The 23,648-nt window shown below is 47.3% G+C and carries 18 protein-coding genes, 12 tRNA genes, 1 pseudogene and 1 riboswitch; of the genes and pseudogenes, 25 read left to right on the top strand and 6 right to left on the bottom strand.

Translation table 11 applies throughout. The annotated features are described in order from the left end of the window. The first annotated feature begins 48 nt into the window (after positions 1-48). A complete protein-coding gene (locus FPZ45_RS14385; protein ID WP_144702986.1) occupies positions 49-1,602 on the top strand; it encodes a SagB family peptide dehydrogenase in 1,554 nt (517 codons plus the stop codon). Positions 1,603-1,665: 63 nt separating this feature from the next. Further along, a pseudogene (locus FPZ45_RS14380) lies at positions 1,666-2,016 on the top strand (phytanoyl-CoA dioxygenase family protein); the annotation flags it as partial. Positions 2,017-2,028: 12 nt separating this feature from the next. On the opposite strand, the gene FPZ45_RS14375 reads toward FPZ45_RS14380, so the two are convergent. After that, the gene (locus FPZ45_RS14375; protein ID WP_144702983.1) at positions 2,029-2,394 is read right to left on the bottom strand and encodes a winged helix-turn-helix transcriptional regulator; all 366 of its coding nucleotides are present in this window, start codon (positions 2,392-2,394) and stop codon (positions 2,029-2,031) included. Between the two features lie 172 nt (positions 2,395-2,566). Here FPZ45_RS14375 and FPZ45_RS14370 point away from each other — a divergent pair, with 172 nt between their 5' ends. The 5 genes from FPZ45_RS14370 to FPZ45_RS14350 all read left to right on the top strand — a co-directional run bounded on the left by FPZ45_RS14370 (position 2,567) and on the right by FPZ45_RS14350 (position 9,180). After that, positions 2,567-3,556 carry a saccharopine dehydrogenase family protein gene (locus tag FPZ45_RS14370; RefSeq protein WP_144702980.1) on the top strand — a complete coding sequence of 330 codons (990 nt, stop codon included), beginning with the start codon at positions 2,567-2,569 and terminating at the stop codon, positions 3,554-3,556. Between the two features lie 42 nt (positions 3,557-3,598). After that, positions 3,599-4,210: an NAD(P)H oxidoreductase gene (locus FPZ45_RS14365; RefSeq protein WP_144702977.1), complete on the top strand. Its 612-nt coding sequence runs from the start codon at positions 3,599-3,601 to the stop codon at positions 4,208-4,210. A gap of 289 nt (positions 4,211-4,499) precedes the next feature. Then, positions 4,500-4,591: riboswitch (cyclic di-GMP riboswitch) on the top strand. Positions 4,592-4,756: 165 nt separating this feature from the next. Continuing rightward, positions 4,757-7,186 (top strand): stalk domain-containing protein, encoded by a 2,430-nt coding sequence (locus FPZ45_RS14360; RefSeq protein ID WP_186438405.1) that lies wholly within the window; start codon positions 4,757-4,759, stop codon positions 7,184-7,186. 198 nt (positions 7,187-7,384) lie between these two features. Then, positions 7,385-7,996 carry a GNAT family N-acetyltransferase gene (locus tag FPZ45_RS14355; RefSeq protein WP_144703223.1) on the top strand — a complete coding sequence of 204 codons (612 nt, stop codon included), beginning with the start codon at positions 7,385-7,387 and terminating at the stop codon, positions 7,994-7,996. 68 nt (positions 7,997-8,064) lie between these two features. Then, positions 8,065-9,180 carry an acyltransferase family protein gene (locus tag FPZ45_RS14350; RefSeq protein WP_186438404.1) on the top strand — a complete coding sequence of 372 codons (1,116 nt, stop codon included), beginning with the start codon at positions 8,065-8,067 and terminating at the stop codon, positions 9,178-9,180. A gap of 29 nt (positions 9,181-9,209) precedes the next feature. Here the strand turns inward: FPZ45_RS14350 and FPZ45_RS14345 are convergent, their stop codons facing one another. The 3 genes from FPZ45_RS14345 to FPZ45_RS14335 form a co-directional block, all read right to left on the bottom strand. Beyond that, positions 9,210-9,830 carry an FMN-binding negative transcriptional regulator gene (locus FPZ45_RS14345; RefSeq protein WP_144702968.1) on the bottom strand — a complete coding sequence of 207 codons (621 nt, stop codon included), beginning with the start codon at positions 9,828-9,830 and terminating at the stop codon, positions 9,210-9,212. A 149-nt stretch (positions 9,831-9,979) separates the two neighbouring features. Beyond that, on the bottom strand, positions 9,980-10,846 hold the full coding sequence (locus FPZ45_RS14340) for a haloalkane dehalogenase (RefSeq protein WP_144702966.1): 867 nt from the start codon (positions 10,844-10,846) through the stop codon (positions 9,980-9,982). Between the two features lie 66 nt (positions 10,847-10,912). Beyond that, complete coding sequence (locus FPZ45_RS14335) at positions 10,913-11,371, bottom strand: MarR family winged helix-turn-helix transcriptional regulator (protein ID WP_144702963.1); 459 nt, start codon at positions 11,369-11,371, stop codon at positions 10,913-10,915. A gap of 191 nt (positions 11,372-11,562) precedes the next feature. On the opposite strand from FPZ45_RS14335, the gene FPZ45_RS14330 reads away from it, so the two are divergent. From FPZ45_RS14330 to FPZ45_RS14305, 6 genes are all read left to right on the top strand, one after another. After that, positions 11,563-14,052 (top strand): transglutaminase domain-containing protein, encoded by a 2,490-nt coding sequence (locus FPZ45_RS14330; RefSeq protein ID WP_144702960.1) that lies wholly within the window; start codon positions 11,563-11,565, stop codon positions 14,050-14,052. Positions 14,053-14,319: 267 nt separating this feature from the next. After that, the gene (locus FPZ45_RS14325) at positions 14,320-14,754 is read left to right on the top strand and encodes a helical membrane plugin domain-containing protein (protein WP_144702957.1); all 435 of its coding nucleotides are present in this window, start codon (positions 14,320-14,322) and stop codon (positions 14,752-14,754) included. A 37-nt stretch (positions 14,755-14,791) separates the two neighbouring features. After that, entirely contained in the window at positions 14,792-15,970 is a 1,179-nt protein-coding gene (locus tag FPZ45_RS14320) for an NAD(P)/FAD-dependent oxidoreductase (RefSeq protein ID WP_144702954.1), read from the top strand. 45 nt (positions 15,971-16,015) lie between these two features. Next, a complete protein-coding gene (locus tag FPZ45_RS14315) occupies positions 16,016-16,378 on the top strand; it encodes a hypothetical protein (protein ID WP_144702951.1) in 363 nt (120 codons plus the stop codon). A gap of 457 nt (positions 16,379-16,835) precedes the next feature. Continuing rightward, positions 16,836-18,188, top strand: a complete 1,353-nt coding sequence (locus tag FPZ45_RS14310) for an ABC transporter substrate-binding protein (protein ID WP_144702948.1) — start codon at positions 16,836-16,838, stop codon at positions 18,186-18,188. A 16-nt stretch (positions 18,189-18,204) separates the two neighbouring features. Continuing rightward, positions 18,205-19,521 carry an ABC transporter substrate-binding protein gene (locus tag FPZ45_RS14305; RefSeq protein ID WP_144702945.1) on the top strand — a complete coding sequence of 439 codons (1,317 nt, stop codon included), beginning with the start codon at positions 18,205-18,207 and terminating at the stop codon, positions 19,519-19,521. Here the strand turns inward: FPZ45_RS14305 and FPZ45_RS14300 are convergent. Together FPZ45_RS14300 and FPZ45_RS14295 are read right to left on the bottom strand one after the other, a co-directional pair. Further along, the gene (locus FPZ45_RS14300) at positions 19,503-20,309 is read right to left on the bottom strand and encodes a WYL domain-containing protein (protein WP_144702942.1); all 807 of its coding nucleotides are present in this window, start codon (positions 20,307-20,309) and stop codon (positions 19,503-19,505) included. The genes FPZ45_RS14305 and FPZ45_RS14300 overlap by 19 nt on opposite strands. After that, entirely contained in the window at positions 20,284-21,609 is a 1,326-nt protein-coding gene (locus FPZ45_RS14295) for a helix-turn-helix transcriptional regulator (RefSeq protein ID WP_144702939.1), read from the bottom strand. Before FPZ45_RS14295 ends, FPZ45_RS14300 begins: the two co-directional genes overlap by 26 nt. A 994-nt stretch (positions 21,610-22,603) precedes the next feature. On the opposite strand from FPZ45_RS14295, the gene FPZ45_RS14290 reads away from it, so the two are divergent. From FPZ45_RS14290 to FPZ45_RS14235, 12 genes are all read left to right on the top strand, one after another. Further along, positions 22,604-22,678 (top strand) — tRNA-His (locus FPZ45_RS14290). A 5-nt stretch (positions 22,679-22,683) separates the two neighbouring features. Then, positions 22,684-22,757 (top strand) — tRNA-Gln (locus tag FPZ45_RS14285). An 11-nt stretch (positions 22,758-22,768) separates the two neighbouring features. Next, positions 22,769-22,844: transfer RNA gene (locus tag FPZ45_RS14280), tRNA-Lys, on the top strand. 86 nt (positions 22,845-22,930) lie between these two features. Continuing rightward, a tRNA-Pro gene (locus FPZ45_RS14275) sits at positions 22,931-23,008 on the top strand. A 6-nt stretch (positions 23,009-23,014) separates the two neighbouring features. After that, positions 23,015-23,092 (top strand) — tRNA-Glu (locus tag FPZ45_RS14270). 3 nt (positions 23,093-23,095) lie between these two features. Next, a tRNA-Asp gene (locus FPZ45_RS14265) sits at positions 23,096-23,170 on the top strand. A 3-nt stretch (positions 23,171-23,173) separates the two neighbouring features. Further along, positions 23,174-23,249, top strand: a tRNA-Ile gene (locus FPZ45_RS14260). Position 23,250: 1 nt separating this feature from the next. Beyond that, positions 23,251-23,326, top strand: a tRNA-Asn gene (locus FPZ45_RS14255). Position 23,327: 1 nt separating this feature from the next. Continuing rightward, positions 23,328-23,405: transfer RNA gene (locus FPZ45_RS14250), tRNA-Pro, on the top strand. A 6-nt stretch (positions 23,406-23,411) separates the two neighbouring features. Beyond that, positions 23,412-23,489 (top strand) — tRNA-Glu (locus FPZ45_RS14245). Between the two features lie 3 nt (positions 23,490-23,492). Next, positions 23,493-23,567: transfer RNA gene (locus FPZ45_RS14240), tRNA-Asp, on the top strand. A gap of 3 nt (positions 23,568-23,570) precedes the next feature. Continuing rightward, positions 23,571-23,646: transfer RNA gene (locus FPZ45_RS14235), tRNA-Ile, on the top strand. The last annotated feature ends 2 nt before the right edge of the window (positions 23,647-23,648 follow it).

The raw sequence follows: 23,648 nt of genomic DNA, 5'->3' as shown, positions 1-23,648 counted from the left end.
CAGATGCCATGCTGCGATTTCACTCTAGGTACGACAGGAGGAAGCAGAATGAGTCCGGAAGCGTTTATACGCCAACTTCATGCCGACGGCTACCAGAACGGGCAGCCCGGATGGGAGGTTGATTGGGACGACGCGCCGCTTCCCTATAAGCTGTATCGCGGCCTGCCGGCTTTTTCGCTATCCTCGGATATCCCACTGACGCTGGAAGCGCGGGAAACGCCCGCGGAACCAAACCTGAAAGACATCGGCCATTTTCTCTGGTACGCCTACGGACTGACGCAAGTAAGCCATTCTTTTGCCGTACCAGTGGAGAAGTGCCGCAGGTTCGTCCCGTCCGGCGGAGGACTGTACCCGAACGAATTGTACATATATCTCCGCACGGCCGGCATTGCTCCCGGCGTATACCATTACGATGCAGCGCATCACCGACTGGTACTGCTGCGCGAGGGCGATTACGATTCGTACTTGGCCCGGGCTCTCGGCAACCGTTGCGATATGTCCTCCTGCTTCGGCGTTGTCTTGGTATCAACGATGGTTTGGAAAAATGCTTTCAAATACAACACATTCGCTTATCGTCTGCAAGGGCTCGATTCGGGCGTGCTGCTCGGGCAGATGCTTGAGGCAGCGAAGCGATTCGGCTACACGTCAAGCGTGCATTTCCGATTTCTGGACCGGGCAGTTGGCCATATGCTCGGGCTATCCCCTCGGGAGGAGAGTGTGTATGCGGTTGTGCCGCTTTCAGCGCGGCGCGGCAACGCTTGGATCGACGGCGGCAGCATTGCGCCGGTGCACGTGACGGCTGATGAGCTGTGCCGCGAGCTGCCGGTTGTTCGACTTGATTACCATCTACGTTCGCGAACTGTCAAGGAGCTCCCGCAGCTGACCGGGATGAACGAAGCGTCGTCGCTTGATACGCTGCTGTCGATTCGCCGTTTCGAGCCCGCCGGGCGGGCGGAAAGCGGACTGCAGAGCGTCTTTTTGCCTTTGGTGAAGAGGCTGACCTACGATCTGGCGGCGGCCAGCCGAGCGAGGTATTCTCCTGAGAGCGAATTCGTCTTGCATCGAGTAACGGAGCAGCAGTTGGCCGCCCTGCTCCACGAAGCGACGGCTTCCTTCGCGTATCGCAACGATTTGGACGGTGCGGGAGAGATGCCTCCGACTCGTGTCGCTCTATACGGATGCTTCCATAACATCGAAGGAGTGCCGGACGGAGCTTACCGCTATGACGCCTCCTCCCACGCGCTTCGGCGCGCGCTTGCCGGAGATCATCGGCTCCGGCTGCAACAGGGGATGACCCTGCACAACGTCAATTTGTTTCAAGTACCGATCTGCTTGCACATAGCCGGTGAAGCCGATCATCTGATTTCCCAATTGGGGTTTAGGGGATATCGCATCCAGCAGATGGAAGCCGGGATGCTCCTGCAGCGCTTGTTGCTCGCGTCGGTCGCACTCGGGATGGGCGGTCGTCCGCTTCTCGGTTTTCACGCCGGATCGTGCGACGAGCTCTACCGGATGTCCGTGCATGGACGAACTAGCCTTGTCCAAATCCCGATCGGCTACTACCGTCCTCATCCCAGGGTGGAGATGGGCTTGCACGACTAGGGTTATGCAGGATGTCGACGGAATGGGGACGACCGCATGAGGTCGGCTTTATGCTATATGACTAGCATCCATATGGATGATTCCGATACGGAGAATGGCTGCCTAAGCATCATCCCAGGAAGCCATAAGAATGGTCCGATGAAGCATGTCGGCGCTCATTATCTGAATCATGTCGAATACCCGATTTCCATGGGAACGCCGTGTCCCGCTAGCGCCGGCGACGTATTATTTTTCAACTATTTAACGATTCACGGCTCCGACGTAAACAGAAGCACGCGACCGAGAAGGAATGTGCTCGTTCAGTATCGCGATCCGGAAGATTTGCCGACAGAAGAAGTGCATGTGAACTGGGGTCAGGGACTGATGGTGTGCGGCCACAATCCGATCTTTCAGGAATATAAAGGGGCGCACTAATCGTATAGCCAATCAGAGAGCGCCGTTGGGGGTGCTCTTTTTCGTTTTCGGAAATTGCCCCTGAATGAATTTTTCCCCCCATTCACATAACTGATCCAATATCCCTTTAAGCGACTCTCCTACCTCAGTCATTTCATAGACGACTTTCGGCGGTACTTGATTGTAGACTGTCCTGAAGATAATGCCGTCGTTCTCCAATTCTCTAAGTTGCTGTGTTAACATTTTTTGCGTAATGCCGGGCATTGCTTTTTTGAGCTCATTCGTTCGTTTGGAACCATAGGACAAATGACATAAGATCAGTGTTTTCCACTTTCCTCCAAGGACGTCGAGCGCAGCTTCTGCCGGGATGTTGTATGTGCTCTTCGGTTGTGTTTCCATGAATTCCCCTCCTGTCAATGGCAGAACTCTTATTAAAAACATAGGTACTTTTTGGTATCTATATCACCATTCGGTGCTAATAGCACAATAAAGTGCGTTCTTCCCTAATGTTATTATATGGAACATAATTTTCATATTCCAGCAATCAACTCAAAAAGTGGAGGGAAACCAAATGACAGAACGCCTATTAATTGCCGGAGGATACGGTGTTGTCGGCAGCGCCATCGCTCAACATGTCCGTAGAATCAACAAAGATGTAGAAATCGTACTTGCAGGACGAAATCCGCAGCGAGGCATCGCGCTCGCAAATGAACTTGGAAATGCCAAAACAGCTTATTTGGACTTGGAGAATACCCATAGCATTGAAAATCTGGGGGAAATCGATCTCATCGTTTCTTCCTTGCAGGATCCTGCCGATAGATTGATCCATTTCGCTTTGCTGAAGGGAATCGCCCATATCGGTATTACAAAACTTGCCGACGAAGTTGCACCTCTTACCTTTGCTGCGCTTAAGACTCCTCCGAAGCGTCCGATTGTCCCGCTAGGGCATTCGCAATCCGGGGTTATGACCCTCGTTGCACTGAAAACCGCTGAAGATTTCAAGCAGATCGATTCGATTGCGTTGGCAGGACTTTACGATGATCGAGAACAGATGGGGCCAATGACGGTTGGCGATTCGGAGAGCTTCATTGGCAGGGCGCTTATTCGAGAAGGCGGCAAATGGATTTGGGTCGATGCGAGTCAGCATCCGAGACAGGTCAAACTTGCCGACGGAAGCGTCCTGGAGGGGCTTCCCATGGGGCTGCTCGATGTCCCAAGCTTAGCGGCTGCCACTGGTGCACCGAATGTTCGGTTTGATTTTATACTGGGTCCATCAATTGGGACGCAAGCGGGGGGGCAGGCTTCCCAGGATCTTTACATCGAAATTGAAGGCATTCTGAAATCGGGCCAGCCGGCCAAGCGCCGAACGATCGTATCCGATCCGCAAGGGCAAGCACACCTTACGGCTCTCGGCGTTTTGATCTCCATTGAGCGAGTTTTCGGTTGGAACGGCTATTCCGCTGCTCCGGGAGGAATTCAGCTCCCTGAGACGTTGGTCCCTGTGGATGCGGCTCTCGCACGTTTGGAGCAATTCGGTGTACGGATTATTGACCAGTTATGAACATTCATTTCTATCTATACTTAGGAGAGTAGGGGGAAGAAGATGAAAGTGTTAATCGTTGTAAGCCACCCGAGAACAAGCTCTTTAACGTTTGCGGTCGCGGAGCGTTTCGGACAAGGCCTTCAAGCTGCCGGACACGAAGCTGAGGTGCTCGATCTGCACCGCAGCGGATTTGGCCCGGTCCTGTGGGAGGAAGACGAGCCGGACTGGTCCGGTAATCATAAAGTATATTCACTTGAAGTGGAGAAGGAAATCGATCGAATGAAGCAGTACGATGCGTTGGCTTATATTTTCCCGATTTGGTGGTACACCTTGCCGGCTATGTTAAAAGGGTACATCGACCGTGTGTGGAATTATGGTTTTGCATACGGAACCGGCAAGCTTCATCATGAACAGGTATTATGGCTTGGACTCGCAGGTGCTTCATTAGAGCATTTCGAGAAAAGAAACTACGACAAGATGCTCGCTCATCAGCTCAATGTTGGCATGGCCAATTACGCGGGAATAGTCAATTCCAAGGTGGAAATCTTGTATAACACCCTGGATGCCGACCATAACGATATAGAGAAGTTATTAAAGCAAGCATATGATCTGGGCTTTCATTATTCCCAACTGAACAGAGACGTATTTCATGCTGCGAACTATACGCAATAAGTATCTTCGGCGGATTGTGGTTTTGCAGAGCCACGATTCGCCTCCGCCATAAAAACTCCGACCGCATGAGGTCGGCTTTTTTTGTGATAGTGGGGAAGTTAGGGAGAATCGCCTCAGTCTGAATGAGGACATTGGGGTCCGATTGTGGTATTCCGGATGATCTTATTACTGCCAGCGAACTCAATTGATGAGATGCTCCTGTGCATCAAATCTGTCATTACACCACCCGTAGAAGTTTATGCGGGGGTTATTGTATAATAGAGTGGCTGGTTGATTTATCCAAAATGAATAGGGTTTTTGGCAAAATTGTCGAAAGGCAGTGACGCAAAGCCATGGGTCGTCGATTTCCGAGGAGGAGATACCGATTGCCAGGTTGCAAGTAGTGGAATGTGTCAGAACCTCTATCTTTTTCGGAGGTTTTTTTATTTGATTTTTGAAAGAGGGGCGAAGGAGCGGAGAGGACTTTCAACTCGAAAAAGCCAAATGTACAAAAGAGTTTATCGCAATGGTTGTAGCAATCTAAAATGGCAGCAGGAGGATTTCATCATGAAGATAAACAATAGAATAATGATAACAGCATTATTGTTACTAGTATCTTTCTTAGCATCATCTACAGTTTCATACGGCTATACAACTGTAACAGAATTGGATAATGAGACCGTCATACAATTAGATAAAGCATCTTCGTTAGGAAACGAAACTTGGTCGATGAGTAATTCAAACCTTCTTGCTGCACCCACTGGTTTTGTCTATGGGAAGAACGAATATGTTGTTACAAGTGGAAGTGGGACAATTGCAGTATCCCCTAATGGAAGAGATTGGTCAACACTATCGAGTATGGGGAACTATCTTCTAAATACAATTGAATGGAACGGCTCTGAATATTTGATTATCGGTTTTCAATGTAAAAAGATTCGTTGTGAATCTGCTCAATATGGTGATCCGATTGCATTTATCTCTAAAGACGGACGTAACTGGAACAAGCGTGCAACAAACCTGAAAAGTGAACCAGTTATGGATGTTGTATGGACGACGAATAAATATATTGCAATAACGCAGTATGGGAAAGCGTTGTCGTCCGTAGACGGAATAAAATGGAATGAAATTTCTGGATTATCTTCAAAATACAAATGGAACTCAATTTATACTTCTAACGGGAAAACTATTCTTACTACATGGGGAAGCAAAGATATTGCTGTGTCTCAAGATGGTGTAAACTGGGCTGTAAAATCTAACAGCTCAAATTCCATTCATATTTCCAATGTGATATGGAATGGTAAGCAATTTATTGCTGGTGGAGAGGGCGGAGTCTATTCCTCAACAGATGCTTTGAATTGGAAGCTACTATCTTCAATAAAAGATTCAAAATTCAATGTAATTGCCTATAACGGTTCGAAATATGTCGGAATAGGATTGGTCGGATCAAATAAAGTTATATTTACTTCTTCTGATCTAAAGAAATGGACTCAAAAACCGTTACAGGGTTCTGAGATGACAGCGGGTTTATTGGCAACCAAAGACGGATTTGTGGGAATTTCGGCGTACAATCCAGATTCCCCAAAAAACTGTCTTTACTATTACTCAAAAGACGGACAAGACTGGAGTATCGATTTTGTAAGTACAACAGGTTATCATGCGATTGCTACAAATGGAAATAGAACTGTGGTTGTTGGTAATAATGGCTCAATTATATATACAGATGACGGCGTGAAATGGAATAAATCATCAATTGTAACTGTCATAGATAATGGATATACCAAGAGCATGCCAGGTTTAGCTGATGTTGAGTGGGGGGCAGGAAAATTTGTTGCCGTTGGGAACGGAGGCATTTACACATCAAAGGATGGCAGGACATGGACTAGATCATTGAATAAATTTGGAATTGGACAAGTGGTCTGGACGGGAAAGTTTTTTGTTGCAGTAGGATCCATTGATCCTGATATCTACGTTTCGCAAGATGGGGTTTCGTGGAATGAAAAGAGTATTGGGGTTAAGAATAAATATAACTATAGTGTTCGTAATATGATCTCTGCGAATGGTAAAGTATATTTGATTGTTCAAAATTTCTCTAATAGGAATGACATTCACTTTGAAGTTTTATCGAGTAGTGATTGGTTAAAATGGACACAAACAAGACTTCCAAGTAGCATAATGGATGTTCTAAAATTCGCCTGGAATGGGGAAAATTTCATTGTTGGCGATATTGGTGAAAAAAAAGTTTATCTATCTAAAGATGCAGTTCATTGGAGCATGAAACAGACGAATATAGATGAAAAAACGCCGCATTATACGAGAATGATTATGAACGATCAAAACATGTTTGTTTTGACGGGTGCTAGGGGGTTGTGGATTTCGAAAAATGGAACGGAATGGGAACACAAGCCGCTATTTGGATCCGATTTTGAAAACGATGAATACGGCCCTGGATTTTTCATGTTAGGTGATATGGTGAAAGCACACGGGAAATACATATTTGTAGCGGGCAGTTCCATATACACGATAAAGGACATTAAAAATATAAAACCTTATAATACAAAGGTTATTAGTGAAGTGACATATGGGCTTTCTATCGATGGAATTGAAACCAATGCCCAACAAGGTGAGCCTGTTAAACTTGATGGTGTACTCTACGTACCTGTAGAGCCTATCGTGACAGGTATGGGGGATACATTCAAGTACATCAGCAAGCCAGATGCGGCGTTGTTAACCAAAAAAGATGGAACCACCATTCAAATCAACATCACAAAACCAACTGCTGTTGTCAATTTTTCAGATATAGTACCTGTATCTTCTTTGTATAGGAGCAGCATGGGGGAGTCAGTGCAAGCGCAACCTGCTGTTGTAAAAGGAAAAATCTATGTTCCATTTGACTTCGTCCCCACTGTGCTTGGTTATGAAGCGGGAACGTATAAGCAAGGAACGAAAGATGTTGTCTATGTCGGTATGAAGCCAGAGGAGAAGAGCACAGAATCTTAACGAGTTAAACTTTGCAAAAAAACAGATCCCGCCCGCGCCTCTTAACAATGCGAAACTGAGCGGGCTATTTTATTTTATAGAGGAGTCTAAGAGAAGTTTACATTAATCATAAATAGAGTTTATATAGCCTCCCAAGTCATTTTATATACTGAGATGGTCTGAGAATCTCGAATCATAAGGTGTAGGGTGGTAGTTCACATAATTAAAAAACATGATCTGCATGAATGTCACTCACTGTATAACTTAATGGTGGATCCTACCGTCTTTCCTTACGTTCGGTATAAATGCCAATCCTACGAAGAATATTTATTCGTCACCCAACAGTTGATCGACCAAGAACTGCAGGGGACTTTAATTTCAAGAACGATTATGAACGATCTTGGGCATCCGATTGGTACGATTCAGTTATACGATATTGTGAATAAAACGGGATTCTTAGCAACATGGATAGGAGCCCCTTATTTTGGCCAGGGGTACAATAGGCGTGCGAAGGAATCTTTCTTTACTGAACTGTTTCTTGAACATCATATCGAAACGGTATATTTGAAGATTCGCAAGCACAATATTCGTTCAAAGAAGGCGGTTGAGAAGCTACCGTACGTACAATTAGCGAATGATCATAACCCGCAAATCTATGAGTCGATCAATTCGACGCAGCAGATCTATGATCTATATCAAGTGGAGCGGGCAAGCTTTCTAGAAAGCCGCAATCGAATCATCCATTGCCGGATGACAAGAGGATGGTCCGATTGTCGGCTTCAGCGACAGCATGCGGCAGGAGAAGAGTATTCGTCCTTACATCTGTGGTGAATCATAGTATACTTGATAGGATCAATGGGATGGTATGATATGAGAAAACGGAAAGGATGTTACATGAATTGAGTCGGCGTCTATTTTTCCTAGATCACATACGAGTGTTCCTGACCATACTGGTCATCATATTCCATACATCTATTGCTTACGGAGCGGCTGGATCTTGGATTCTAGAGGACGTCGATAAGAGTGAGGTCAATGCATCCGTCGTTCTGTTAACGATCTTTACGGCGGTATGTCAGTCTTTTTTCATGGGACTCTTCTTCTTTATTTCTTCGTATTTTATCCCGACATCATATGAGAAAAAAGGAGCTTTCCGATTTCTTTGGGGGCGACTTGTACGTCTAGGGATTCCAATGCTTATTTATTATTTTGTGATTGGCCCTATGACGGTATGGTTTGCAAAATTTCGAGATCAACAAACTTGGGTTCAGTTTTATAAGGATAACGTTTGGAGCTTTCGTTGGACGTTTTTTGGTCCGACTTGGTTTCTGGAAGCCTCAATATACTTCACATTGTTCTATGTTCTGTTTCGAATCGTTACAAGAGATAGGCTTAAGAAGAAATCAATTTTATTTCCAAACGGTAAGACATTGGTTGTCGTGGCGATTGCTCTTGGATTAATAGCTTTTGCAGTACGTCTGGTTTATCCCACGGGCACAGGCCCATTGGAATTGCAGTTGGGTTACTTTCCATCCTATATCTTGCTATTCATTGCAGGCATCATCGCACAAAGACAAGGATGGTTAGAACAAATTCCGGCGAGTGTACAGCGGATTTGGAAATGGGTCGCAATGGGTATGGTTCCCGTTTTGCCTATCGGACTGATCTTAACCGGGGGATTAGAGGGAAACGTTCATTTTGAGGGAGGCTTTAACATCCAGGCACTCCTCTACGCGATGTGGGAGCCATTTATCTGTTTAGGGATTATGATATCCCTGCTTTCATTATTCCAAAGTAGATTTAATACGACGAATGGATTTTCTAAATGGTTATCCGATAATGCTTATACGGTCTATTTGATTCATCCACCCGTTATCGTCGGATGGACAATCGCTTTTCATGGAATCGACATACCTGCGATGATAAAATGGGTTATCGTTTCGGCTCTTTCTGTCGCCGTTTGTTTTGTTATCGCAAGTGTTATTCGATTGCTGCCTTACGCCAGACGAGTGCTTTAATCATCCGGTGTCATTCTTTTCGGACTCCCTTAGTGTGCTAAGTTTTTTTTCATCAACTCGGCTATTTTTTTTGAATGATCATCATTTTGATGCAAGAGCGCATTTATCACGCCTTTTTGTATTTCAATCGAGTAATCTTGATGAAGTTTCCAAGCAGCTTCCCAATGGGTCACACGAATTTTGAAACCAACGATATGTTTAGTGAGTTGGCTCACGTATTTAACATCCACTTTATCCAATGTCCATGGTTCAGTAAATTCGGATTCATAATAATCAACAGTATTCGAAAGGATCTCTGAAGTCTCAGCATCATCGGATACAAGCTGAAATTCACCATATAGATGGGCGGCTAAGTAGTTCCAAGTTGGAACCTTTGGCTCTGCATACCAGGACGGGGATATGTATCGTTGTGGTCCGGAAAATACGACGAGAACTTCTCCTTCTAATCCCATCCATTGAGGATTTGCTTTCGCCATGTGGCTATAAAGATATATGTCTTCACCGATTGTTTTTACTAGAAATGGAAGGTGGGTTGCGGTTATCTTGTCTAGTTTTGAAATAAGTACCCCGAAACTGTTTTGTTTAATAAATTCGAGGAGAGTGTTTTGATCCTTCATTTGATAAGCTTGTGGGATATACAAAATGATCATTCCTTTCTCATTTGATAATAAATGAACTATTTTTTTCGATTGTAACACTTATCTTATGTTAGGTATTTGGACGATATAGTTAATCTTTTAGAAGATTTTCGCCTCCGCCATCACGAAAGCCGACCGCATGAGGTCGGCTTTTTTAGACTTTACTTCAACCTTTCCAACCAAGAAGCAAGAGCTTTCCCGATCTCATCGGGCGCATCTTCCATTGGATAATGAAGTCCCGGCACCGTGATTTCTGTCTGCTCGGGCCAACTGCGGCAAAAATCTAGGTGGGATTGCGGGGTTCTTCCCGGTTCTGTATGGATGAATAGCTTGGGGATGGAACTTTGCGCTAACCAATCTCCATAAGCTGTGACAATGTCAATTACATCCGGTGAATCGCCTTGTCGCGCCCAAGTTAACATCGGACGACGCCCTTCGCCTGGTTCTATAAAGGGTCGGTGATATTGCGCCACTTCTTCCTTCGTCAACTCGCGTAAAACATTGATGGGAAGATTGACATTGAGGAAGGAGTTTTGTTCCAGTATCATCTGTTCTCCTTCTGGAGATCGCAATGCCTGAAAGATCTTACGGCCTTGTTCGGGTATCTCGCTTAAGCTAAGTGGTTTGATCATCGCTTCCATATAGACGATACCGTCCACGGCACCTGGATGCCGCCGAGCCCAATCAAAGCCCAAAGCCGAACCCCAATCGTGTACCACGAAGATAATATTTTTATGAATTCCAAGTTTGTCGAGAAGCTCATCGAGATGTTTCCGGTGCTCAACAAAGGTGTAGGAGTCCGGACCGCTAACCGGTAATTTATCGGAATCTCCCATGCCGACTAAATCAGGGGCGATGCAGCGTCCATATTGTTGTGCATAAGGAATGATATTGCGCCATAGATAAGAGGACGATGGATTTCCGTGCAGGAATACGATCGGATTTCCACTGCCAACATCTACATACGCCATTTCTAACCTGAATACTTGAGCTCGTTTTTTCTCATAGGGGAACGTTTCGTTAATCACTTTTCATCTCACCCTTCATTTTGATTTGATCGTATTTTCTAAATTCGCAGCTCGTTTTGTAACTACTTACGTCTTCTCCTGTTCAGTCAGATTTCGAAGCACGATTTTCAGCAAGCTTATTAACAAGCCGTACTCCTCATCGGTAATATCTTTCCGGGTTTTGTTCTTCACGCGGGCCAGTGCTTCTTGTACATGAGGTACCACCTCGCGTCCCAAGTCCGTTAAATAGAGCAGGTGATAGCGATTGTCGGCGGGATCGGCTTCCCTCCGCACATAACCTTCTGCTTCCAGCTTGGCAATCGCTTTGGCGGTAGTCGTTTTGTCAATGAGCAGTTTCTCGCTTAGCGCCTTCTGGGTGATGGGTTGCTGAAACGCAATCGCCATCAGGAAAATGTACTGTCCGCTTCCGATTCGATATGGCGCCAGCTCGGCTGAGATCAGTATCTGCATGTGTCGGTTGATGGCTGAGATGTATTGACCGTGTGATTCCGCTTCCTTGTCATTCCGCTGCCAATGCTCGCTCAAAATGATCTCCTCCTTCAATAGGATGCTATTGCAACTAATTGCATGATACGCCGAATAGGATGTTATTGCAACTATTATTTTTTGTGAGTTGCCCTAGTTACCCGACTTTAGATATTTTTTAAGAGGAATGGGGCGAAAAATGTCGAAAGAACTAGTGATGATTAGGAAGAAAATTCAGGAGGTTCCATGAAATGTTGCTGAAGTCCGTCAAGATTACGCTATTCTTCACCATGTTAGTGGCCATTTTTGCAAATCCCGTACATGCCGCAACCCCGCCTAAGATCGCGCTCGGTGAGGCGCTCAGCGTGCAGACGAACAATGATAAAGCCGCCAACCGGACTGACCAGACTAGGAACGCCACAATGCCGAAGCGAGTTGCGCTGGACCATAAGCGGAACGCCTTCCAGGTCGATAACGATTATTACGAATTAGGCAAGGGGACGCCAGCCGAACTGCCTAATCTTTTCGAAGGCCATCTCCTCATTCCGATCAAGCCGCTCGCGAGCATCTTTCAGGGCACCTATTCGCTCGATCAGAAGACGAAGACGGCAGTGCTCACTATCGACCAGGTTAGATTTGAGTTCAAGTTGTACAGCAAATCGGCTAAAGTCAACGGCAAATCGATCACGCTCCCATATGAAGCACGATTGGATCAAGGGATCGTGAAAGTGCCGGCGACTGTATTCGAAGGCAAGCTCAATCGATACGATGTGATCGTATATGATAACAAGGCAATGGTGTTCCGAGAGAAAGGCAAAGTCGATTTCTTCGACGCGAAGGGCAAAAAAATTGGATTAACCGGTACGTTCCTCGAAGCGCCTTGGGCGGAAGAGGTGAAAGCGTCCGTCCTGCCTGTAACCCGCCAAGTGGATAAAATTGCAGATCGGATTGTTGCTCAGATCAGTACCCCGGGTATGACGGATTACGAGAAAGTGTTGGCCGTCAACAAATATCTGGTCGAGAATGTCAAATACAACCGTAAGTACGTGGGGGCTCACGATGCGCTGTTGCACGGAGAGGCGGTCTGTAACGGCTTTGCCTACGGAGCGAAAATTTTGCTGGAAAAGATGGGCGTGGAAGTCATATACATTAGCGGTATAGTCAACGCGTACGGCGATATAGACCGATATGAGCTGTTAAACTATTCCGAGCAGCTACATGCCTGGAACTTGGTGAAGCTTGGCGGCAAGTACTATCATCTGGATACGACTTGGAATCAAGGAAATATCAACGGTGAAAATATCGCCTCTGCGCAATACGACAACTTTCTGCTTGCCGATTGGCAAATAGAGAAGCACCATATTTGGAGAAAAGGTTTTTATCCGGCGAGTCCGGATGCGTTCAACGATCCGCAAACCGTGCAGCAATTGAAAGAGAAAGGTTACCCCGTCGTTGTCGGAACGATTAAGCTGAGCGGCAATGAAGCGGCGAAGGAAGATGTTTATGCGAACATCTCAATCTCTTCGCAGGGACGTCCGGCTCCGGGAGCTCGTTTTCTGAAATACAATCAGGTCGTGAAAATCAAAAAAGGAGCCCGCGAGTCCGGCTTCTCCCTCATATTGGATAAAGGCTATGCCCAAGAACAATTGCAAATCTCAGGAAAAAACGTTGTGCCTGATGGGAAAGGCGGTTTCAAGCATGGCGTCTACTATTCTGCAGCCACGGACGGGACGACGGACAACTTCCAGATTGTACTATCGCCGGAAGCGACCCAGAGCATACAAGGCCGTATGGTGCTGCCGGCAGGGGTAACCTTGAAACAACCGCTTCCATATACGGTTAAGGTGATGATCTATGAACCGCAAAACGGCGGTTACTCTATTCATGAGAATGCGATGATGGAAGCGGTGGGCACGATTCAACCTGGCGAGCAAGAAGCCAAGCTTTCATTCACGGGTGCTCCGCTGCCGAACGGCCCTTATTTCTATAACATCCGGTATTTTTTCGCAGAGACGTATGCCGGCGAAACGCTTGTTCAGCTTCCCGTGCAGCATAGCGGAGCCATAGACGGGCGCGGCAATGCGGTGGCCGAGGATTACAAGGTTGATGGCAGCGCCTTCCCATTGCAAAATATCGTCATACCGCTTCCTGTAAACAGCGCCTGGAGCCCCGCCAGCCCAGATGCGGGCAAGGTAAAGATCGATACGGGCATCGTGGAAGAACTCAAGGAGAAACTCAAAGCGCATCACATCGGTAATCATGCGTCGTTGGCCAAGCTGAAAACGGTACAGGACGCCCAAGCTTTGGAGAAGGCGAAGCCGGTCGAAGTGGACCGCAACGGGACGATCTATTACAGCGAGCAGAGTCCGTCGGGGATCGAAGTCTTCCGCTCTTACGGGGTCAGCTCCCAGACGAAGGCGTTGCAGTACAATATCAGTTTCAATCGTTTAAACTTGACGAAGGACAATTATGCGGAAGTGATACGGGCGTTAAATAAGTACCACCGGGATGCATTAGGAATGCCGAACGAAGCTGAAATCCAAGTGAACAAGGACAATCAAACGAAAAAGTTCGATGCGGTCGATAAGGCCGATTTGTTTGAGCAAATTCAAAAAGGGTACGCACAGGTTTCGTTCGTCTATAAAAAGGATAACATGACCTACCAGGTGACGTTATACGGGTTCTCTTATGATAAATCGGTTTCGATATCGACCAACGTTTTGATTCCAGTAGGCAAATAGCCGTCCGGAAAGGAAAAGCTTTAAGGCCGATGAGCAATCATCGGTCTATTTTTATAACTATTGCTCCAACAAGTCACCTCATTAATTCGATAATTTTCAATTTTCGCCTAATTTCCCATCCGATTGCCATTTTACATCTGTACGAAACGCGCACAATGAGCTAAAATAAAAATATATAATTGATTGTGAATAATTTCACATCTCAGCCGCTAACGGTCTGCAGCCAAAGCTGGCGGTTTGATAATTTCATCTGGGGGAGGAAACAAAATGTCGGAAACAACAGCAGTGATTGATCAAGGAACTTCAATTACGGATGTGGCAGCGAAGCTCGAAGTGTTGGACCAGCTTATGAAACCGGAAGTGCAGCAAGCGATCACCGCACTGGTGGATCAACTGCCGAAATTAGCCGAAATGATGACCGTCATGTCCGGCATCTACGATCTCGCGCAAAAAGTCGCCAAGGACAGGGTCCTCATACAGGATACGCTCGACGGATTCCAATCGGTACTAAAGCCACTCGGAGAAAAAGTGAAGGATTACGCTTCTGCGGCAATTGAAGCGAACGATCGTGCGGATCAAGGCGGACCTACGATTGGCGTATTCGGCATGGTCAAATTGCTGAAGGATCCGGAGTTGCAGCGTATGCTCCGCTTCGGGCAAGCCTATCTAGATATCCTGGGCGAAAGAAGATCACAACAATAATAGCGACCGTCATTTGGCGACGAATGGAGGAACACAGATGAGTAAGGAAATTCTGATTCTCGGCGGCGGTTACGGCGGTTTGCTGGCAGCGCAATCCGTAAGAAACCATCTGACAGCCGGTGAAGCGAACGTTACGATCATCAACCGCTCGAGCACACACCAAATCATCACCGAACTGCACCGCCTGGCCGCAGGCAATGTGTCCGAAAAGGCAGTGGCGCTCCCTCTCGAGAAGCTGCTTAAGAAAAAGAGTGTCAACGTCATCGTTGGCGAAATTCAATCGATCGATGTTCAAGGTAAGAAAGTCGGCCTGAGCAATGGTTCTTCCTACCGTTACGACGCGCTCGTGCTCGCTCTAGGCAGTGAAACGAACTATTTCGGCATTCCCGGACTGCAAGAAAACAGCTTGATCCTGAAGTCCGTCAACGACGCGAACAAGATTTTTGCGCATGTCGTGGATCGGTTAAAAGCATACGCCAAGTCCAAGGCTCCGGAGGACGCTACGTTCGTTATTGGCGGCGGCGGCCTGACGGGCGTCGAGCTTGTTGGCGAGCTGGCTGATGAACTGCCGGCGATCTGCCGGGCGAACGGTGTAGACTTCGCGGACATCCAGTTGAAGCTGGTCGAAGCAATGCCTACGATTCTGCCGATGTTCTCGCCGGACTTGATCGACCGCGCGATGACGAGCCTGCAATCCCGCGGCGTAGAATTCCTGACGAGCCTGCCGATTACGGAAGTAAAGGGAAATGTTGTTACGTTGAAGGACGGCCAGACGATTACGTCCAACACGATTGTATGGACCGGCGGCGTTCAAGGCAACTCGCTCGTAGCGAACTGCGGCATCGAAGTGAATCGCGGCCGCGCAACAGTCAACAGCGCACTGCAATCGACGTCGCACCCTGATGTCTACCTGGCTGGCGACTGCGCAGTTGTCTTCGGACCGGAAGGCCGTCCATATCCGCCGACTGGACAACTCGCTTGGCAAATGGGCGAGTTGGTTGGCGTCAATATCGCGGCAACCTTCAAGGGCATGAAGCCGGACGACTTCAAACCGGTATTTTCCGGCACACTGGCGAGCCTCGGCCGCAAAGACGGCATCTGTTCGATTGGCGAGACGGGCATCGAGCTGCGCGGTACGCCGGCATCGTTGATGAAGAAGGCGAGCAATGTACGCTACCTGGCGCACATTGACGGCCTCTACGCGCTGGCTTATTAAGAGCTGCTTGGTTCGGCACAATGATGCATAGGCTGGTGAGTATGAATGAATGGAAAATTCCGGTTAGTAGTGCAATATCCTCTGAAAAGTGCAAAAGGCAGCCAACGTGATAACTGGTTAAGAGATAAAGTAATGGAATACTTGGACTTATCTCTAACAGAGGCCAACTTAGGCTGTGTTGATGGCTTTGATATGGGTAAATACATTTCCGACCCGAAAAAATATGCTCTTAATATATTTTGTATCATTACGGAAGAAGATCGGAGTATAGCCTTGGTGAAAAGAGTTTTAAGAGATAGCAGGCTTGACTATACTCGTATAAAAATTGCTACAATGCCCTATGGAAAAGATGAAACATATACTCTGAAATTTTCCTATAAAAAAGGTGTTACCGATTTTTCACTATAGAACGGTTGTGTGATTAGAATTGTAACTAACGATAAGTGCTGATTTTTTTGTTAAACTATCGGTTAGGATAGTTCATGTAGGGGTGGGCACAAATCCTAACGGAGAACGATAATTCAACCAACCGCCCATCAGTAGGCGGCTTTTTTTTGTCGAAAATTATTAACATAGCCGTAGTCAAAAATCAACGATTGGAAGGGTTAGGAATACTTTATTCAGAATGATCAACACCACAAGAACAAGCCCTGACTAAATGTTAGGGCTTGTTGCTTTACATATGACAAAATATCAAATCCCCGAACGGTTATGAAAATAAATTATGTATCCATGCAACAAGCGGAATAGAATAACAACTAATTATCATGATATGTCCCCTGTAATACTTTGGTTCACAACGATAAGATTTAAAAGGTTACTATTTACCATAATTTATAAAAACGCGTAAGCCGGGGGAGTGTCTATGAAGAGAAAATTCATGATTGGATGGATAGGCATTGCAGTCTTACTCTCAACTCAGGCTTGCACCAAGGTAGAGAAGATCAAAGAGCCGGTTACGCTAAAGGTTTGGAGCTGGGAAGGCAATTATGGTGACTACGCAACGGATTTCGCGGGGGCTCATGAGGGCATTCGTTTAGTACGTGTAGCTCCTATAGACGAAACGAATCCCATGAACGGATACGACCCGGAAAAAATGAAACAAAGGTTTGAGCAAACGCTGCAAGCCATTGAAGAGCTACAGCCAGATGTTCTACTTCTGGAGATACCTCAGTACATAAAGCTGGCAAGAGAGGGGAAACTGGCATCTTTAGAGCAGAGAGTGAAGAGGAAAGATTTTAACGAGGCAACGTATTCACCGTCTCTACTGACAATGTTACGCATACAAGGCAGCGATGAGCTATACGGGCTTGCGGATAATCTGTACAGCGAAGCGATCTATTATAACAAAACGCTTTTGAACAAGAATCAAATACCTCTCCCGCAGAGCTCGATGTCATGGGAAGAAACTTTGCGCTTAGCTGACCGGGTATCCAATACCAACGCGGGAATCGCGGGTTACTTTGCCGGTACGGATGAGAGAACGAGAGCATGGGCTATCATTTCCGGGATCGGAATGACCTCTAAGCTACAATATGTAAATGCCAAAGACAAGATAGTAACAATTCATACGCCTGCATGGGCAAAAATATGGCAGATGGTTCTTGATGGGTATAAATCAGGGGCTATCATCGAAAATACGCAAGAAATGTCCGTTAACCGTGGGGGCCACAATTACTATAAGCCTGAGGATTCATACGGTTTATTCTTATCGGGTAAAGCGGCGATGATTAAGGCGAGCCCTGGGTTCAAGGATATTTTGAGCGAACAGAAGGTTGGATTCGAATGGGGAGTTGTAGCGGAGCCAAGCGATCCGACTCTGAAAGAGGGGATTTCCATGCAGCCCTTAAACATTTACGCCATAAGCGCTGCATCTCCCTACAAAGATGAGGCTTGGCAGTTAATTGATTATTTGATTAGCGAAGAGAGGCAGAAACGGCAAGCTGCTGCAGTCATGAGTATGGGGGGGCTTCCAGCTCGAATAGATGCGAATCAAGGGGAGGATAGCTTCATTAAGCCTTTTGTAGAGCTACCACCATCGCCTGAAGGACAGTTCGTTGAATTTTACCGGGACGACATTCCCAATTCGTTCATAGACAGCTTCTCCCTTTTAGCTGATGCCTACTTCCTTAAGCTGCTGGATGGAACACTAAGCGTGGACGAAGCGCTCAAGCAGCTTCAGGAGGAAGCGCAAGCGGAATTTAACAAGTTCAAGTAGATCAAGGGGGTAGCCCATGTACAAAAATTTGGCTCTAATCTCCTTCTTGTTAATCGGCATGTTTCTGTCCGGATGTCAGATAATCTCAAAGGAAAAGCATAATGAACAAGGAACATTAGTCGTTCTAGATACGGATGAACAGCGATTCCGCACAGAATATCTCGGAACAATTAATAGGTCGTACCCGAAGCTGGAGGTCGTGCTCGTTCCGTATGAGAACTATAGGAATGAACAGACGAAGCAAGGCAACCTAACTAATCAGGAGATATTAAGTGGTGCTATTGAATATTATTTACCCGATATCATAATCGCTCGGGAGCGAGCCGACTTTAAGAAGCTGATGAGCGACAATCGGTTAGCTCCGCTTGATAGAGGAATTAAATCAGACAAATACGATCAAGATCCATTAGATCCGAAACTCATTTCCTCGTTACGGGGGGATGATGGACTGCAGTACGCGTTATCCTCTCATTTTACGAGTACTGTGCTTTATTATAATCAATCAGCCTTCCAGCAAGCCGGTGTAGCAACGCCTAACGATGGGATGACATGGGAGGAAGTTTATTTAACTGCCGCTCGTTTCTCAGGCAATAGCATAAATAATAATAAAGAATATGGGCTATATCTTCCCAATGCGAACAGCACGTTTTCAGCGGTTTTGAACCTGGCCTATGAACAGGGAATTGGCTTTTTTACTCCGAAAAAAGAGCTTGCCCTGCGTACGCCGGAATGGGTCAAAGTATGGGAGACGGTGACAAAGGCGGTTACCTCAGGGGCCTTATTTCCTTTTGGCCAAGATGCGGCAGGTGAAGATCCGATTAAACAGTTTAGTGAAGGGAAAATCGCCATGATCTACGGTGACGATAGGCTGATCGCCCAAATCATCAATCGGAAAGCGGATTGGGCGATGGTCTCGGAGCCTATTCATTCGAAACAGCCTGATGTCGGAAACAATTATCGCTATCTTCAATATATGGGGTTATCCGTAAATGCCCCGCATCGGGATTTGGCTTGGGAGGTCATGAAGCTACTGAACGGGGAAAAAGCCGCTTTGTCCTTTTCCGGTCAGGGAATTCCCATTCGTAAGGCGGTTGCCAATATTCGCTATAATCATCTCGATCTAAAGGCTTTTTATTCCTTGAGACCCCGCGATTCTGAATTCGAAGACCCTGCTCCAACCGGATTAGATCCGGAGTTTTATTTGGATTTGTATTCCGAAGGCGATAAGAAAGTGAAAGAGGTCATAGAGAATAAGGTAACGATAGATCAGGCATTACTTGAATTGGAGGAGCTAGGGCAGGTCTTGGTAAAACGTTATACGAAAGTAGAGTGATACCGCGCAAGCGCTTTGTCTGCCGATTCTCTCATGCGATCTTTAAGGTGGTCGCCATCAACGATTTTTACGCGTAGGCCGAGGAAGCGGATTTTGGACAACAGGAATTCGCTTTCGTCGCCCAGATAGGAAACATGCACTCGGTAGACGTTTGAAGCTTCGTCATACGAGACGGACTTTTCAAAGCAGGAGAAGGCATACAAGATGCGTGAAAGCTCGGCGTTATAGGTTTGTACGACTTGGATGACGGCGAGTTGTTTGCGTTCTTCTAGCAGACGGTTCAGCAAGTCTTTCAAGGCATCTACCCGCTCCGTGGGCAGCACAGCCTCCTCGATCGCGACAATGCTTTGCAGCTTGGTGGACATCAAAGTGTGGTGGCGCGTGTTATACCAGAGCAGATACCATTCTCTTTTGACCATGTTGTACTCCAGCTTGTATGGGAAGCCGATCTGGTTGGATTTGATGCCTCCGTGTTTAATCCCGTAAGTGAGACGGATACCGAGATTCTGCATGATGATCCGCCGGAGCGTACGTAGAAGCGGATGGTACACTTGCCGCTCCCGGCTTTTGGCCTTCTCGATAATGATGCCGCGAATGTCCGTGGCGTCTTCGGTTTGTAAGAGCTCGTCCAATTTGCCCAGCGTATCCGGGGTAAAGGCTTCGGTCGATGCGCTGTGTCCCAGCATCATTTTGAGCCATGTCCGTTCCTGGGTCGTCAGCGCGAAGGAGCCTGTCTCGTCGAGACGGGAAATAATCTGGTAGTTAAAGATTTTCTCGAACAGATTCATAGTAGTCTCGGATCTCCTTCCACTCCGCAATGAACTCCTGGCGAAGCCATGCAGGCTCCAACACTTCGCAGCTTGAGCCGAAGCTTCTCAGCCATGGTTTGATCTCGTAAATCCCGTTCACTGTGATTTCATATAGGAATGTTGAATCGGATTCATCGGTAATCGATCCCCATTGTCCTTGCGCTTCAACCCGCTCTCGCACGAAATTCGCGCCGGAACGGTCGGGGTTAAAGAAGCGTGCAATTATTTTGACAGGGCGAAGCGTATCGATAACCCAACTTTGCTGCAACTGTGTTTGTGCCGAGGCTAGCCGATCGGCAAACTCTTCCTCCGAAACCGACTCGCCTTCCTCGATCTGGGTTAGCCCCTCCATCCGAAATTTCATGAGCCCCAGCCGAGGGCCGTGTCCGATCAAATACCAGCGCCCATATTGATGGTCATATATGACTCGAAGGGGGAGCACCGATTGTGCAACGCCCTCGGACTCCCGCTCAAATAACGGGTTTGTATTTTGAGAAGCGTAGTTTTTGCCTTTCTTCGGCGACAGGTAGAGGAAATTCAGCTTCCTGCACTGTCGGATTGCTCGGAAAATGGTGTACAGATGCGCTTCGTCGAGAATGCGCGAGTGGTAATGGTACTTGTAGCGGTGAATTTCCGTGGCCTCCGGATCAAAGCCCCGTTTCAATAGCGCTTTCTTCAAGGTGGCCCGTAGCAGGTAGCCTTGAACGGAAGGAACCTGTGTATTGGCGATAACGTCGACATAATCGAACAGGTCCAGCAGTTCATCGTCGGACAGCCGATCGATCAGATCGTTGGCGGCTTTGTATCGATAGGGGCGGCCGCCGTTAAGACGGACGATAACACCGACTTCCACCAAATATTTCAGGTCGCCGCGTACCGTTTTCTCGTCAGGCAACGGAAAGTCGGCAGGCAATTGCTCGCTGCAGATGTCCTGTAAGTCTTTGGCTGTTAGTTCTTGAGTCTGAAGCGCAGTCAACAACAGCGTAAGCCGAGCGCTTTCCGTTTCCTTCAGCGACTTGGCGCGGAACAGGAAAAGGAGCAGTGGATCTGCGGATTCGTAGTAATTGTAGCGAAGTCCTTCGGATAATTCGGTTCCGTGCTCTTGCGACCCATCCTGTTGAAGCGTGCTAAGCATCTCCTTGAGATACCTGAGCGTTTTGTCATAGGTATGGACGGAGATGCCAAGCCGATCGGCGAACTGCTGCCTGCTGTACGCGCCTCCGGCCAGAGCCAGCATGCGAAGGAATTGAATTTCTTTGTCGAAGCTTTCTCGAGCCATCTGCGTCTCCTCCAACTTATTCCGAAAACCATTATGCAGTTTATTGTATCAAGCCCGGAGGCAGGAGGAAATGGGAAAAATTTAATTTGTCGCCATACTTTCGCCCTGTTCGCAGGCTGTTTTTTCGGGCAAAATCAGGTTATGAATACGAGGCCGCAAGGTGATCGGGTTCACGTAATTGCAGAGGCGCATGGAAGGGATACTTCGGTGGCGTAAAATTGGTTCGAATCCAATCTGCTGTTTTCACTTGATTGCGAGGGCAGCATGCAAAAGCCTTTCCAAAATCTTTCCTCTGTAACTGGTTTTATAATTTATGGTTGACATGGTTAAACGTGGGATGTTAGGATTACCAGCATACATTCAAACCGAGAAAGGAGTGCAGAAGCATGCACGAGAACAATCGACTCCATTGGGAACAAGAAATAACGAACAATGCTTATCCGATTAAACGTGAGCAGCAAGAGAGAAACGATTGGCATGACTTCTACATCCAATTTCATACGAGTATTCTTTACAGACGCAGATCCGTATCGGTTCGTCGGTTGTTTTCCACAGCCTGACACCGTTCGAGATTGACCTACATAGGCGTTTTTGTAAAGACTGCTTGAAGCTAAGCGGTCTTTTTCTATGGCTAAATCAGCTGTAGGAAAGGATCTCAGGCGACAGGGGTCTTTTTTAGTCCCCTGCAAAGTACATATCGTAGTGAAAATAACGGCCGTGCTACGGTCAAACGAAAGCGAGGTGAAAGTGATGAAAAACAATCTGCAGGGGTATGCACTGGAGTGGCAGCGTCCGGATCATAAGCCGGAGACGATTGCCCTGGATAGCCGATTTATACGATTGAGGTGCGGCCCACCTAAAGGGTGGGCAGGATGATCTTTACCCATCGGGTAAGGTGTACTCTCATATATGAATCGAGCTATCTGGAATCCGAACTATCCATTCTCTGTTGTTGACAGGGGAGGGGGGCGGAAACAGGTAGCTTTTTATTTTGGAGGCCATGGCGAAAAGGCAAACGCGGCGGATTGTGACTCCGCAAGTACCAGTTCGAGTCTGGTTGGTCTCCCCAAATATTGCTCGGTAGCCAAGCGGCAAGGCAGATGACTTTGACTCATCGATCGCAGGTTCGATTCCTGCCCGGGCATCCATTTTCTCATAAGGGTCCATAGCTCAGTTGGCAGAGCAACCGTCTTTTAAGCGGTCGGCCGAAGGTTCGAGCCCTTCTGGACCCACCAAACTTCACATGGATGGGCAATATCAAATAGGCTGCTGTTTGTGGCGGCCGACAGATCGGCGGGGAATACCCGCTCCTATCCTCCATCGGGACGTAGCTCAGCTTGGCTGGAGCGCTTGCCTTGGAAGCAAGAGGACGCAGGTTCGAATCCTGCCGTTCCGACCATCATTTGGCGTGGTGGTGAAAATGGTATAACACACGGGCCTTTCACGTCCGGATATGCGGGTTCGAACCCCGTCCACGCCTCCAAATGGTCTCATAGTTCAGTGGGATAACGCCGCGTTGTCAGCGCGGAAGTCAGGAGTTCAATCCTCCTTGGGACCGCCATATAGGGACATAGTTTAGCAGGTAGAGCACTCGACTGATATTCGAGAGGTCGCCGGTTCGATTCCGGCTGTCCCTACCATAGGGTTGTAGCTCAGACGGTAGAGCACCTGACTGTTAATCAGGTCGTCGCAGGTTCGAGCCCTGCCAACCCTGCCATCGGGACGTAGCTCAGCTTGGCTGGAGCGCTTGCCTTGGAAGCAAGAGGACGCAGGTTCGAATCCTGCCGTTCCGACCATCATTTGGCGTGGTGGTGAAAATGGTATAACACACGGGCCTTTCACGTCCGGATATGCGGGTTCGAGCCCCGTCCACGCCTCCAAATGGTCTCATAGTTCAGTGGAAGAACGCCGCGTTGTCAGCGCGGAAGTCAGGAGTTCAATCCTCCTTGGGACCGCCATATAGGGACGTAGTTCAGTAGGTAGAGCACTCGACTGATATTCGAGAGGTCGCCGGTTCGATTCCGGCTGTCCCTACCATA

Source organism: Cohnella terricola, assembly GCF_007786475.1.
Taxonomy (GTDB): Bacteria; Bacillota; Bacilli; order Paenibacillales; family Paenibacillaceae; genus Cohnella; species Cohnella terricola.
The sequence above is the reverse complement of the archived record's forward strand: the minus strand, read 5'-3'. Positions and strand labels throughout refer to the sequence as shown.